Origin of the sequence: Holdemania filiformis DSM 12042 (genome assembly GCF_000157995.1) — a bacterium.
Taxonomy (GTDB): Bacteria; Bacillota_I; Bacilli_A; order Erysipelotrichales; family Erysipelotrichaceae; genus Holdemania; species Holdemania filiformis.
Genome location: NZ_GG657559.1, coordinates 95,297 through 108,203, shown reverse-complemented (window position 1 = coordinate 108,203; position 12,907 = coordinate 95,297). Strand labels below are relative to the sequence as shown.

Genomic DNA, 12,907 nt, shown 5'->3' with positions numbered 1-12,907 from the left:
TTCCTTATCTGTCACAGCCTCTTTCATTTTAATCATGAGGATTGAAAACTGATTCCCTCTATAAGCTCATTGCGAAGAAATATCCGTCATGCGTCGCTTCCATCACCCGGCCGACGCGCTTGCAATCGCCGATCACCGCCGTCTGCGGTGTAATACCATAGAACGCCAGCGCTTCTTCCCGTTTGGATTTCATGCCGACCGCATAGATCACGGTATCTGCTTCCACAATCTGTTCCTGACCTTCGGCGTCCATGACTCTGACACCGTTATCCAACACTTCCAGACAGCGGGTTTTCAACAACGCATGGTAGTTTTCTTTAACGTCAAGAATCGCGTGTTTTAAGCCGATCTTATAAAAGAAATGGCCTTGCGCCGCCAGCTCGTCATTCATCTCAATGACCGTCACATCGCGTCCAGTTTCCGCTAAAGTCAGCGCCAGTTCCGCGCCGATCGTCCCGCCGCCGATAATTGCCACCCGCTGGCCAATCTCATCCATCCGGGTATAGAAACTCGTCGCTTCCTGCGCTTTCTCAATGCCTGGAATCGGAGGGCAGACCGGTTCAGCGCCGACCGCGATCACCAGCGCGTCCGGATTCATGGACCGCACCCATTCCGGCGTAGCCGTCGTATTGTAGATCACCTGAACCTTGGATTTTGCGATCTGAACCTGGAGATATTTTTTATAATTATCCAGATCCTCTTTGTGATGATCATATGGCGCATGCTTCAGCTGACCGCCAACCGCAGCGCTCTTCTCAATAAGGATGACTTCGTGTCCCCGCTCTGCCGCGGTTAACGCTGCTTTGCATCCAGCCGGTCCGCCGCCGATCACAACGACTTTCTTCCTCACCGCCGCAGGTTCAATAGCGGCAGGCACCCGCCGTTCCCGGAACAGCCGCGGATTGACGGAACAAAATAAATTCATGTGATCGGTCGCGCTGTGATAGCAGTAATCGCAGCGCAGGCAAGGAACGATATCCTCTTCCCGGCCTTCCATCGCTTTCTTCGGCCAATAAGGATCCGCAACAAAGGAACGGCCTACACACACCGCATCGCCCCAGTTTTCAGCGATGACTTCCTCCGCCAGCTGAACGGTGTTGATGCCGCCGCGCGGAATTGCGATCAGCTGCGGTGTTTCTTTTTTCATCCGCTTGGAGAATTCGACGGTGAAGTCTTTCTTCTGGAAGATCGTCCCGCAGTGGAACACGTTTTCATTCCACAGGTTCGTCGTGTCCATCCCAGAGGAGATGATCACCATATCGAGAATTCCCTGCGCCCGTTTGAGAAATTCGATCATTTCATCTTCGGTATGCGACAAATCAGCACTGCGCTGATCATACAGCTGGCTGGAAATCGTAATCGCCATCGGCATATCCTCACCGATCGCCTCGCGTACCGCCTGTAAGAGCATTAACGGATAACGGCAGCGATTTTCAAGCGACCCGCCAAATTCGTCCGTCCGGTGATTTTCTTTGGCTGACAAGAAGGATGCGATCGCGCTGCCATGGGCGAAGCCGCCGACTTCCACGTAATCGAAACCGAATTCCCGCGCTGCTTTCGCACTTCTGCGAGCTGTTTCGATGGATTCCAGAATCATGGACTTCGGCATTTCTTCGCACGGATAACCGTCCCACAGGCCATTGGATGCACGGTAGTTCGGCATCATCGGCTGGTTTCCGCTGCTAGGCTGACCTTTCGGCGTACCGCCTTCAATTTCCGCGTATTGAGGTTCTAAATCTGTGATCGGCGGAATTTTATCAGGATGGAAAGTAAACGGCATGACCCCGGCGGCGACCTTGGCGCCAGTCTGGGTAGCCATCGACATCAGCTCGCGAATCTGATCGCGGGCATATTTCTCATAGCGGCCGTCTTCCAGAACTGGTCCTGTAGCAAGCGTGCAGCCGCCGAAACCACCCTGGGATTTATCAAAAAACAACATGCCGGCATCGTATAAGGAATCATACGAAGACGGGTGGCGATGCTTAGGCGAATGGCCCTGAGGCGAGAGGAAAATCCGGTTTGGAAACATGATGCCGCGTACTCGCAGCGGTGTGAAGAGATGGGTAAAATGAGTTTGCATAGCGCTCCTTCTTTCTTTTTAATGTTTGAGATTCCTGCTTGAATGATCCCGGGACGCTGAGTGAATTCAGATTGCAGAGAGTCAGCTTCTGATGAAATCCGGTTTCAAGGCAAGTTTGATTCCATCGATATTTCCCGGGAAAACGGAGATTGGTTTCGTTTTACGATTTAAAACGGTAGATTGAGATTCCGTTCTTTCTTTTGAAAAGATGAACGGAATGTTCCATTCATCTTCCTCTGATTTTAAATTCTTTTCTGACGCGAGTTTTTCCGGCGGGATCAGCCATAGTACAGCAAGCTGCCGTGCGGCACGACCCGAAAAGAAACTGATTTGCCCAACCGGGCCTTAATGATTTTTTCAGCCTGACGAATTACTACTTTCGTGTCTTCCGCGTCGATCTCAAAGACCAGCGCAATCGGATTCATCTTGTCCTTGCCGCAAAAGACGGCGTGCAGTTCAGATTGTTCCAGCGCTTCGACAATATCATTCATCGCGGCGCGCTTGCCGGTTTCCACATTAATCTTCATGCGTGAATCCTCTTTTCTGCGATCGCGATGACTTCTTCGGCAATCACCTTAAAGTCTTCGGCGCTCATCATCTGACATTCCGCATGAACGAGAAGGAGGTCGACCTTGACCTCAGCCCCGGCTGCGAATTGGGTCAACAGCTGACCGTGAGCTTCGTGTCCCTGATTAAAAATCTGTTCGCCTTCACTTAACAAAGCGCGGGCCTGATCCAGCTGGCCGGCCGCGGCAGTTTCGATCGCTTCCACGAACAACCCCTTGGCCGTCCCCACCTTCGCGATGATTTCGCAGCTGACGTTTGTCAATTCCTGTTGCATCTGTATTCCTCCTTCCGTCGTGTTTCCTATTTTTCCAAAGCAGCTTGAGCCTGCTTTACCATCGCTTCGCCATCCATTGCGGCATACAGACGCATATCCATCAGGATCACCGGCATTGTTGGATAGTCCTTTTCGACATGCTTTAAATTGTAGCGAATCTGCGGGCCTAACAGAATGACGTCGGCTTTCGGTCCCTCGTCGCGGATCTTGGCATACGGGAAAGCCTTGATGTCATAATCCAGACCCAGCTTTTCAGCCGCCTGCTGCATCTTTTTGGTCATCATTTCTGTAGTGAAGCCGTTGGCGCAGAACAAACGTATAATTTTCATGATATCCTTCTTTCTTTAATCCGCCGTTTCCACCTGACCTGCGGCGATCGCTTCCTGTTCCTCCCGCAGACATTTCCGGTCCCACACCATTAAGAACGGATACCAGATCGCAATCGCAACGATCATCATCACCGCGAAAACTAAGAAGACGCGGAAGTCGCCGTAGCATGCGACAAAGGTTGAGAACGGCTGCGGCAAAGCCGCGATGCCGGACATTGCGGAACGGTTCATGAAGCCGTATTTGACCGCCGCCATGTTAATCGAAACGATGATCGGCTGGTAGAGGATAAACGGAATGCCCAGAATCGGATTCAGGACGATCGGAATGCCGAAGGTCATCGGTTCGGAGATATTAAACAAGGTCGGAATGAACGTCATCTTGCCGATCGCTTTGTTGCGCTTGGCTTTGCACGCGAACATCAGGATCAGCGGGATGAAGTAGAAGACGTTGCACATGTTGACGCCGCCCGTGGTAAAATACGGCAGCTCGGCAATCGGTGTCCCTGCGGCATAGGCGGCTGATTGTTCCGCCAGCAGCGCATTGGAGATCGGCATCGAGAACCCCGCCGTGATCGCCCAGCCGTGCATGCCCAGCCAGAAGAACAGCTGCATCAGGAAGTGCAGGATCGCCTGGTACCAGATCGAATCGGAGCCCTTGATGGCCGGAGTGACCAGCGACTGGATCAGCGCCGGAATCGAATTACCGGTCAGACTGACGACCAGACAGTTGCCGCCATAGAACACCGTGACCAGAATCAGCAGCGGAATCAACGCTTCAAACGACTTGCTGACCAGCGGCGGCACAGAGTCCGGCATTTTGATGCGCAGGTTGTGTTTGACCAGAAAATGATAAAGTTCCACGGAAACCAACGCCGTCAGCACGGCTGCGAAGATTCCGGCATAGCCGAAATACTGGGCGCTGAACGTCATGTTTTCATAGGTCGACGCCATCAGCACGAAACATAACAGCGATAACAGACCGTTCATCATACTGTCGGAATCCTCATAGTTTTTGGAATGCTGGTAAGCGACGGTGAACGATACGATCAACGCCATTAAACCAAAGATGACGTTGTACGGAACTAACAGTGCGGCATCCACCGCTTCGCTCCACTGCGGTAAGAAGGAAGCCACCTTCGGCAGCGCCTCCAGAATGCTGAAAATCGCGGCGACCATCGTTAACGGCATCAGCGCGATCAAACCGTTGGCGATTGAGCGCAGGAATTTGTTGTTGGACAATACGTCCGCGACCGGCGATAAAACGTGATCGAGTTTGTCTAAGAAATTATTCATGAGTTTCCCCTTTCTGCAAGATTCCTTATTTTCTCAAAACCTGTGGCTGAAAACACCTCCGTCCTCACTATCCCGTATTTCTGAAATCAGTATAGCGTCAACGGCTTATCTGGGCAATTTCACATTTGCCGCCTTCGCGGCAGAGCCTTGCCCCATTACAGAACGACGGCAGTTTTCGGTCTTTTCCGCAGCTGGCGGACCACCGTCCGCATCCGCAAACGCGTCATCAGTGATGGTTTTCCCTCCCTCTCTGCGGATTCCGTAACCGTCCACAACAGGGCTCCGGATTCATCACGCAGCTTCTTTTCCTGCTGCTGTGTCATCACAAACCGGCAACCCTGCGGTTCATCGCTCAGATCATAGACCGCGCGTTTGCGGAAATCATCGCGCGTATAAATCACGGCATAATGCTCCGGATAGTGATATTCCGTCAGCCGGACTGTCGCGATCCGGGGTTTCTTCGGGTTGCTCGATAAGTTTTTCCGGTAAGTAAAGCCTTCTTTTAACTGACTGCGGGAAAGCGTCTGACCCGTATAGGCCAGCACATCCTGAAGCAGGACGTCGATAAAATAGTCAAAGACTTCTTCCTTCGCCGCTCTCAGATGGAATGTATGTTTCATGCTCCGACTCCTTTGCGATAATCGTAATTTTTTTCCACTTGCCCGACAGATAACGCGGCCAGGCAATCGCGATGGAACAGAACCAGCCGAACGGGTAACTGAGCCACAGCGCATAGCGGCCTAAGACGCCGACCGCGGCATAAGCGAACCCGGCACGCGTCAACAGATCGGTGATCGAACAGACGAACACCAGCTTGGCATCGCCGGCGCCTTTCAGCACACCCGTCAGAATAAACATGACGGCCATGACAAAGTAGCTGAAGACCGCGACATGCAGGTATTCCGCGCCGATATCAAACAGCTCGCGGCTGGCGCTGCCGCTGACAAACAATCCGAGAATTGCGTCGGTCGCGCCGTAGATCAGAACGCCGGTCACAAGGCAGCAGACCAGCGCCAGGCCCAAGGTGAAGCGCAGTCCCGCTTTGACCCGGTCGTATTGCTTCGCGCCGATATTCTGGGCGGCATAAGTGGATATGGCGGTTCCCAGCGATACCATTGGCGACATCGCGATCCCGTCGACCTTGTTGGCAGCGGTATAAGCCGCCACGGTCACACTGCCGAAGCTGTTCAGCAGACTTTGCACGGCCAGCATGCCGGACGCGGAGATCGCGTTCTGCGCCACGGCCGGCAGTCCGATCGCGCAGATGGATTTTAACATCTGCTTATCAAACCAGGCGGGTTGTTCCGTGACCATCTGATTCATTTTCTTTTGAATCAGCCGCCAGCAGGTCAAGGCCGCGAAGCCCTGGCCGATCACGGTCGCCGCCGCCACGCCGGCTGTTCCCCAATGGCAGACAAGGGTGAAGACCAGATCCAGCACCACATTGATCGCGCTGGCCGCCAGCAGCATGAGCATCGGGGTTTTAGAATCGCCCAACGCGATGGATACCTGATTAAACATGTTGTAAAGCATGACGAACACGACACCGGTAAAGATCACGCCAAGATAGGAAAGGGCATAATCCATCATTTCCAAAGGCGTATTCATGAGCTGCAGCATCGGCTTCATAATCGCCAGGCCCAGCACGCCGCCGCCCAAGCCCAGCGCCACAAACACAATCAGCGACGTGCGGATCGCTGTCTTGACTTCGCGCAGCTTCTTTGCGCCGAAATACTGCGCCGTGACGACCGAGGTCCCGACGGCTAATCCCATCCCGGCCATCGTTACGATATTCATGATGACGCCGCTGGTGCCCACCGCTGCCAGTGCATCGCTGTTGATAAAGTTACCGACCACCACCGTGTCGACCAGACTGTAGGCCTGTTGAAACAAGGCGCCGATCAACATCGGCACCGCAAATTTAAGAATCGCTGAGGCGGGTTTGTCCTGCAGCAGATCCAGTTCTTTCTTCGCCATCCGTCCCTCCTTTTTCTTCTCCTGCCGCGTCAGCCGAGATCCTCGCCGTCGGAAGCAATCACGCGGCGGTACCAGTCGAAGCTGTCTTTTTTAATCCGTTTTAACGTGCCGCGGCCTTCGTTGTCGCGGTCGACATAAATCATTCCATAGCGTTTTTTCATCTCGCCGCTGCCGGCGCTGATGAAGTCGATGCAGCCCCAGGCCGTGTAGCCCATCACGTCAACGCCATCCTCATGAATCGCCTTGAGCAATTCCTGGATATTCCGGCGAAAGTAATCGATCCGGTATGGGTCGTGAACATGGCCGTCCGGGCTGACCTCATCCTCTGCGCCGAAGCCGTTTTCCACGCAGAAAACCGGAATTTGATAGCGGTCGTAAAACTGATTCAGTGCGATCCGCAGGCCGACCGGATCAATCCCCCAACCCCAGTCGCTTTCCTGGACATACGGATTTTTCACCATCCGCATCATGTTCCCCTGAACTTTTTCAACCGGACGGGTTGAGGAAACCGCCGACATGTAATAGCTGAATCCTACATAATCCACGCAGCCTTCGCGTAAGATCTGTTCATCCTCCGGCTCCGTCTTGAGTTGCACGCCGCGTGCTTCCCACAGCTTCCTCGCTTTGTTGGAATAGCCGCCGCGAACCTGGGTATCGCTGAAATAGAACATCGCGTCGTTATCCTTCATCGCCTGAATCTGATCGTCCGGCTTGCAGGTTTCCGGATAAAACAGCGGATTGCAGACCATGCAGCCGATCTTGTTTTCCGGATCGATTTCATGCCCCAGTTTGACTGCCTTCGCGCTGGCAAGAAGCAGATGGTGAGCAACCTGCAGCAGGACTTGATCACGGTCCGCACCTTCCGGAATCCGCACGCCGGTCTGCTGCTCGCCGCCATGCATCATGGTGTTGATTTCATTGAACGTCATCCACAGTTTGACCTTCCCCTTGTAGCGCGTGAACACCGTGCGGCAGTAGCGTTCAAAGAAATCCACACAGCGGCGGTCAGCGAAGGAATTGTATTTCTCAACCAACGCATACGGAACCTCATAGTGCGTCAGTGTAATCACCGGTTCGATACCGTAGCTTAATAACTCGTCAAACAGCTCGTCATAAAACCGCAGTCCCGCCTCGTTAGGCTGTTCGTCGTCACCGTGCGGGTAAATCCGGCTCCAGGCGATTGAGGTGCGGAAGGCTTTATAACCCATTTCCGCAAACAGCTTGACGTCTTCCTTCCAATGATGATAAAAGTCGGTCGCGATGTGCGACGGATAATAATTCCCCTCGACGACGCCGTCGGTGTATTCACGGCGATGCGTTCGGGAACCGGCGGTAAAGCAATCCGCCACGCTCAATCCTTTGCCATCCTCCAGATAAGCGCCTTCAAATTGATTGGCCGCCGAAGCGCCGCCCCATAGAAAACCTTTCGGTGTTTTCATTGATTTTTCACTCCTTCTACCGCTGATTTCCAGCGTATTGAATGGTGGAGAGTCAAGACCGGCGCAGCGTCCATCGGCCCACATCACAGGCATGGCTGACCGACGGTCTCAACTCTCCCGGTTGAAAAGAATACGGGATCTTTTCCGTTGTCAGCATACTTCTTTTCAAACCGTGCGGACAATCTGGATTTTGCCGCGACCGCGGCAAGCCCTCAAGACTGGATCCAAGCTGTGCAAGCAAAAAAAGAAGTTGGCAAATAAGAAACATTTTTCGCCTGCTTCTTCTTGATCATAAGTTAATGGGTTTCAATCTTGCTTGATCTTATTATAAGAAATAATGGCCATGGATATCGACCCTGTGCAGGAACCCGGATGTTTTTCGCTCCGCCGATCGACTACAACCGCATGATGAAACACGTACCTTGGGGTAAGATGATCACTGTGGGGACACTCCGTGAAGATTTCACCCGAATCAATGGCGCAGATTTCACAGAACCGATCACTGCCGGCATCTTCGTATCGATTGCCGCCTGGGCCAGCTTTCAACGGTCAGCGGATGAAACTCCCTATTGGCGGACGCTTAAAGCATCGGGAGAACTGAATCCGAAGTATCCCGGCGGCGTCCTGGCGCAGAAAGCGAAGCTGGAAGCCGAAGGACACTCGATCGTTCAGAAAGGCCGGAAGAATCTGAGAGTTTATGTTCAGAATGACGAAGACGTTCTTTTTGACCTTGACTAGCGCTTTCGCTTTCTTTCATTGAACGATTGAGTAGAAATAACCCTGGGTTTTCAATCTAATTTCGATTTCCTCTTGTTTCATAAAGGGATGATTAAGAAATTGCCACGATCCTGGCAATTTTTTATTTTCACCTTTCCTTGTGTTTTTGTAAGGATTTTGATAATAATGATGTTGAAGAGGCAGAGGGAGGAAAAATCATGATTGAACTTTCTCAGCGACAATATCTAGCGCTGCGCCTGCTGCGGGAATATCAGAAACCGATCAAAGGTCAACAGTTCAGCCAGCTGCTGAACGTTTCGCCGCGCACACTCCGGTATGAAGTCAGCGCGATCAACCGGATTGCCGGTCAGCCGATCATTCTTTCCAATAAGGAAGGCTATACGCTGAACGAAGATCCAGCGGTTCTCCAACAGATCCAGGACTGCCGTGTGGACGATGACCGCCAGCTGGAAAAACAACTGATCTTAGCCCTGCTCGAATGCAAGGAAGCGTCGATTTACGACCTGACGCAGAAGTTATACGTCAGCGAATCCACGATTTACAGTTTGGTGAAACGCATGATGCCGAAATTTCACAGTTTTTCGCTGAGTCTGCAGCGGCGTGGGGAATGGCTGAGCTGCCAGGGTAAGGAAACCGATAAACGCCGGATGCTTTCTCATTTTTTCTTTGCCGAAGCTAACGCATTAGCTACGACGCTCGTCAATTTCGATGGTTATTTTTCGCCGTTCGGCCTGGCAGAGCTGGCGCAAATCATCCATGAAACGCTCGATGAACTGGATGTTCAGATCGACGACATCTATATCAAAAACATCATTATCTGCATTGCGGTCTGCGTCCAGCGGATGATCAACGGCTATCCCAGCGACGGCAGTGAAACCGAAGCGGACGCGTTGCCGATCTCAACCTCTCCGCTTTTGACCCGCTTTGTCGATACGACCTGCGGACGGCTGCAGGAACAGCTCGAGCTGACGTTTACCGAAGCGGATAAAGCGACGATTCTGGCATTCATTACGGGTTCCTTCCCGGAAGAAAACGAACAGATCCTTCAAAACGAACGTTTCCGCGGTCAGATCCGGAAACTGCTGGACAAGACTTTTCGTCATTTTCAGCTGGAACTGGATTATTCCGCAGTCTTCGACAACTTTGTCCTGCATGTCCATTTTCTGCTTTTGCGCTGCCGTCATCAGAATTTTTTCCACAATGATTTCGCAACGTCGCTGCGCACATCGCATCCGTTTATTTACGATGTCGCGGTCTATCTCGCTTATCAGCTGGAAAAAGAATTCCAGGCCGCAATCCCCGGTGATGAAATCGGCTTAATCGCGATTTATCTCGGCTCGATCGCCACCTATGTGCCGACGTATGATCTGCCCCGTGTGATCTGTATTTGTCCGCAGTATCATGAGCTGCGCAAATTGATGGTTCAGCAACTGACAGAAAAATTAAGCTGTACGCTGGATATTGTGAAAATCGTTTCCAGTCTGTCGGAAATTACAGACCAGGATCACGCTGATTTTTATCTGTCCACCGTGAAGACGGAAAACAGTCTTACGGATCTGATCCCGATCAGTCCCATTTTATCCCCGCTTGAAATCCATCGAATCGAGAAGAAAAACCTCGAGTTTATGAAAGCCCAAAAACGCCGCAAACTGCGCCAGAATCTGCTTCGTTTTTTCGATGATCAACTCTTTTTCTGCAACCACGGACTGACCACAGAAGTTGAAATCCTGACTTTCTTCGATCAGCTGCTTCAACAGCGGGGTGTCATCGACAATCAGTTTATGGATTCCGTCCGACAGCGGGAAAGCTTGTCCTCTACGGCGTTTTTCAACCGTTTCGCCGTACCGCATTCGTTAGAAAAGGACGCGCTACTAACCAAGGTCGTCTATTATTACAGTGACGAACCGATCCGCTGGTATGACTCACGGGTCAATTTAGTCCTGTTGATTCTGAGCCGAAGCGATGATGAACAAGCTTCTAAAATCTACAATCTGATCTTTGATATTCTGATCGATGAAAGCTGTTATAAAAAAATGATCCTGTGCCGTTCCCGCCAGGAATTAATGGACTTCCTCGAAGCCAATTCAAATTGAGTAAATTTTAAACACTTGTAACTAAAATCCTGATTTTTTAATTTTATCATGAGACTTCCTCCATATTGATCGATATCTCGCTAACGAATCTCAGCATTCTTTCACCTGATGATTTCCGCTTCGTGATACAATAAGGAAAACAGGAGGATTGATGTATGGATATTAAAACCTGTGTGGATAATCAGCGGGCTTATTTTAATACGCACGCAACATTGAGCTATGCGTTTCGTTTTGAAGCGCTGACGCTATTGAAACGCGTAATCCAGGAACATGAACTGGAAATCATGGAGGCTCTGAAACAGGATCTGGGAAAATCCAATTTTGAGTCGTATATGACTGAGATCGGCATGGTCTTTGAAGAACTGAATTACGCACGAAAAAACTTAAAGAAATGGATGGGGTTCCAGCGTGTCCCGACGCCATTAGCTCAATTTCCAGCTGTTAGCTTTACGATAGCCGAACCGTTTGGCGTGGCTTTGATCATGGCACCGTGGAATTATCCGTTCCAATTGACGATGAGCCCGCTGATCGGCGCACTGGCCGCCGGCAACTGCGCGATCGTTAAACCGTCCGCCTATGCGCCGGCAACCTCCCATTGTATCGCTAAGCTGCTGAACATCATTTATGACGAATGTTATGTCGCGGTCATCGAGGGCGGCCGGGCAGAAAATACCGAGCTTTTAGAACAACGTTTTGACACGATCTTTTTCACAGGCGGTGTCCAGGTCGGCCGATTGGTGATGGAAAAGGCGTCGCGCTGGCTGACGCCGGTAACCTTGGAGTTAGGCGGAAAGAGTCCGTGTCTGGTCGATGCGTCCGCCGATATCGAACTGGCCGCACGCCGGATCATTTTCGGCAAGCTGCTCAACGCCGGACAAACCTGTGTAGCCCCAGATTACATTTTAGTGGATTCCCGTGTAAAAGAACCGCTGATCAAAGCGCTGCGTTCTGAAATCATACGCCAGTATGGCACAAATCCAACATTAAATGAAAACTATCCGCAAATCATCAATGAGAAACATGAACAGCGGCTGAATGAACTCTTGATGGATCAGCCTGTTGTTTACGGTGGACTCTGGAACCAGCACAAACTCATGCCGACATTGGTCGTCGATCCGGATCCCAATTCAAGTCTAATGCAGGAAGAAATCTTCGGACCGATCCTGCCGATTCTGACCTATACACATTTCAGCGAAGCGCTGCATTTCATCCAGCAGCGGGAGAAACCGCTGGCCGCTTATTTGTTCAGTGAAAATCATAAACATCAGGATCGCTTCCTGCGCGAATGTTCCTTCGGCGGCGGATGCCTTAACGATACGATCATTCATTTAGCGACCACGGCGATGCCTTTTGGCGGCGTTGGACACAGCGGTATGGGTGGTTATCATGGTTATGCCAGCTTTAAAGCCTTCTCCCATACCAAAAGTATCGTCGATAAATCAACCCTCATCGACCTGCCAATCCGCTATCAGCCTGTTTCTCCTTGGAAAGCAAAGTTGGTTCGGAAGTTCATGAAATAGTTAAGAAACAATCATTTTAGATTGTTGTTCCTGTGCCAGGATTTTTCCTTGATCCTGGCATTTTTCTTTAATTAGAGCCTTTTTTCAGAAAGTGGAAATTCACTTGAAGCCAGGCTAACGGTGAGCTCTTTGATTTACAATCTGATGAACCTGTTCTGCCAGATCTTCAGATGTCTTTATCATTTCATACTGCTCCGATAATAACAGAAGCTCGGCACCGTTTAGCTGCTGAAGCAGTGTCGTTTCTTCTTCACCCATCGGAATCCGGATACTCAACACCTGTTGAAGTATCATTCTCAGCCCTTTAAGCTCGGCACTGCGTTCTCCAATGATTTTCCCAATCTTCTTCCCTAACCGCAGTCCTTTTTCGTAAATCTTCTGTTCATCAATTTCATCAAACCGAGTCCGCATTAATGCGATGTCCATGCTTGTACTTCTCAAAAACTCCGCCCGCTGTTCTTCTGTCATTCTGATCATTGGAATCACCTCTGCAGATAATTCTAAACCGTGGCCGCCAGCTTAGGCTGTGGGGTTGAGTTCGTTCTCTGATTTACAATTTCGTGAATCTGTTCAGCCAGATCTTTGGACGTCTTTATC

General features: G+C 51.0%; 12 protein-coding genes. 3 read left to right on the top strand and 9 right to left on the bottom strand.

The window, feature by feature from the left end:
* Positions 1-58: 58 nt before the first annotated feature.
* The 8 genes from HOLDEFILI_RS12395 to HOLDEFILI_RS12360 all read right to left on the bottom strand — a co-directional run bounded on the left by HOLDEFILI_RS12395 (position 59) and on the right by HOLDEFILI_RS12360 (position 7,959).
* Complete coding sequence (locus HOLDEFILI_RS12395) at positions 59-2,080, bottom strand: oxidoreductase (protein WP_083787626.1); 2,022 nt, start codon at positions 2,078-2,080, stop codon at positions 59-61.
* Positions 2,081-2,358: 278 nt separating this feature from the next.
* Positions 2,359-2,607 (bottom strand): hypothetical protein, encoded by a 249-nt coding sequence (locus HOLDEFILI_RS12390; protein WP_006060076.1) that lies wholly within the window; start codon positions 2,605-2,607, stop codon positions 2,359-2,361.
* Positions 2,604-2,921 carry a PTS sugar transporter subunit IIA gene (locus HOLDEFILI_RS12385; protein ID WP_006060075.1) on the bottom strand — a complete coding sequence of 106 codons (318 nt, stop codon included), beginning with the start codon at positions 2,919-2,921 and terminating at the stop codon, positions 2,604-2,606. Before HOLDEFILI_RS12385 ends, HOLDEFILI_RS12390 begins: the two co-directional genes overlap by 4 nt.
* A 26-nt stretch (positions 2,922-2,947) precedes the next feature.
* Complete coding sequence (locus HOLDEFILI_RS12380) at positions 2,948-3,250, bottom strand: PTS sugar transporter subunit IIB (RefSeq protein WP_006060074.1); 303 nt, start codon at positions 3,248-3,250, stop codon at positions 2,948-2,950.
* Between the two features lie 15 nt (positions 3,251-3,265).
* Positions 3,266-4,543 carry a PTS sugar transporter subunit IIC gene (locus HOLDEFILI_RS12375; RefSeq protein ID WP_006060073.1) on the bottom strand — a complete coding sequence of 426 codons (1,278 nt, stop codon included), beginning with the start codon at positions 4,541-4,543 and terminating at the stop codon, positions 3,266-3,268.
* A 155-nt stretch (positions 4,544-4,698) separates the two neighbouring features.
* On the bottom strand, positions 4,699-5,163 hold the full coding sequence (locus HOLDEFILI_RS12370; protein WP_006060072.1) for a DUF3284 domain-containing protein: 465 nt from the start codon (positions 5,161-5,163) through the stop codon (positions 4,699-4,701).
* Complete coding sequence (locus HOLDEFILI_RS12365) at positions 5,117-6,520, bottom strand: MATE family efflux transporter (RefSeq protein WP_006060071.1); 1,404 nt, start codon at positions 6,518-6,520, stop codon at positions 5,117-5,119. The genes HOLDEFILI_RS12370 and HOLDEFILI_RS12365 overlap by 47 nt, the downstream gene beginning before the upstream one ends.
* 29 nt (positions 6,521-6,549) lie before the next feature.
* Positions 6,550-7,959: a 6-phospho-beta-glucosidase gene (locus HOLDEFILI_RS12360; RefSeq protein ID WP_039864942.1), complete on the bottom strand. Its 1,410-nt coding sequence runs from the start codon at positions 7,957-7,959 to the stop codon at positions 6,550-6,552.
* 372 nt (positions 7,960-8,331) lie between these two features.
* Between HOLDEFILI_RS12360 and HOLDEFILI_RS12355 the strand changes: the two genes are divergently transcribed.
* The 3 genes from HOLDEFILI_RS12355 to HOLDEFILI_RS12345 all read left to right on the top strand — a co-directional run bounded on the left by HOLDEFILI_RS12355 (position 8,332) and on the right by HOLDEFILI_RS12345 (position 12,310).
* On the top strand, positions 8,332-8,697 hold the full coding sequence (locus HOLDEFILI_RS12355) for an MGMT family protein (RefSeq protein ID WP_006060068.1): 366 nt from the start codon (positions 8,332-8,334) through the stop codon (positions 8,695-8,697).
* A 197-nt stretch (positions 8,698-8,894) separates the two neighbouring features.
* Entirely contained in the window at positions 8,895-10,790 is a 1,896-nt protein-coding gene (locus HOLDEFILI_RS12350; protein WP_039864940.1) for a BglG family transcription antiterminator, read from the top strand.
* A gap of 155 nt (positions 10,791-10,945) precedes the next feature.
* Entirely contained in the window at positions 10,946-12,310 is a 1,365-nt protein-coding gene (locus HOLDEFILI_RS12345) for an aldehyde dehydrogenase (RefSeq protein ID WP_006060066.1), read from the top strand.
* 114 nt (positions 12,311-12,424) lie between these two features.
* Here the strand turns inward: HOLDEFILI_RS12345 and HOLDEFILI_RS12340 are convergent, their stop codons facing one another.
* Complete coding sequence (locus HOLDEFILI_RS12340; RefSeq protein WP_006060065.1) at positions 12,425-12,787, bottom strand: hypothetical protein; 363 nt, start codon at positions 12,785-12,787, stop codon at positions 12,425-12,427.
* Positions 12,788-12,907: the final 120 nt, after the last annotated feature.

Coding starts and splice junctions, on each gene's coding strand:
- HOLDEFILI_RS12395 (WP_083787626.1), bottom strand. CDS start 2,080: ATGCAAACTCATTTTACCCATCTCTTCACACCGCTGCGAGTACGCGGC.
- HOLDEFILI_RS12385 (WP_006060075.1), bottom strand. CDS start 2,921: ATGCAACAGGAATTGACAAACGTCAGCTGCGAAATCATCGCGAAGGTG.
- HOLDEFILI_RS12390 (WP_006060076.1), bottom strand. CDS start 2,607: ATGAAGATTAATGTGGAAACCGGCAAGCGCGCCGCGATGAATGATATT.
- HOLDEFILI_RS12360 (WP_039864942.1), bottom strand. CDS start 7,959: ATGAAAACACCGAAAGGTTTTCTATGGGGCGGCGCTTCGGCGGCCAAT.
- HOLDEFILI_RS12350 (WP_039864940.1), top strand. CDS start 8,895: ATGATTGAACTTTCTCAGCGACAATATCTAGCGCTGCGCCTGCTGCGG.
- HOLDEFILI_RS12370 (WP_006060072.1), bottom strand. CDS start 5,163: ATGAAACATACATTCCATCTGAGAGCGGCGAAGGAAGAAGTCTTTGAC.
- HOLDEFILI_RS12380 (WP_006060074.1), bottom strand. CDS start 3,250: ATGAAAATTATACGTTTGTTCTGCGCCAACGGCTTCACTACAGAAATG.
- HOLDEFILI_RS12355 (WP_006060068.1), top strand. CDS start 8,332: ATGTTTTTCGCTCCGCCGATCGACTACAACCGCATGATGAAACACGTA.
- HOLDEFILI_RS12340 (WP_006060065.1), bottom strand. CDS start 12,787: ATGATCAGAATGACAGAAGAACAGCGGGCGGAGTTTTTGAGAAGTACA.
- HOLDEFILI_RS12375 (WP_006060073.1), bottom strand. CDS start 4,543: ATGAATAATTTCTTAGACAAACTCGATCACGTTTTATCGCCGGTCGCG.
- HOLDEFILI_RS12365 (WP_006060071.1), bottom strand. CDS start 6,520: ATGGCGAAGAAAGAACTGGATCTGCTGCAGGACAAACCCGCCTCAGCG.
- HOLDEFILI_RS12345 (WP_006060066.1), top strand. CDS start 10,946: ATGGATATTAAAACCTGTGTGGATAATCAGCGGGCTTATTTTAATACG.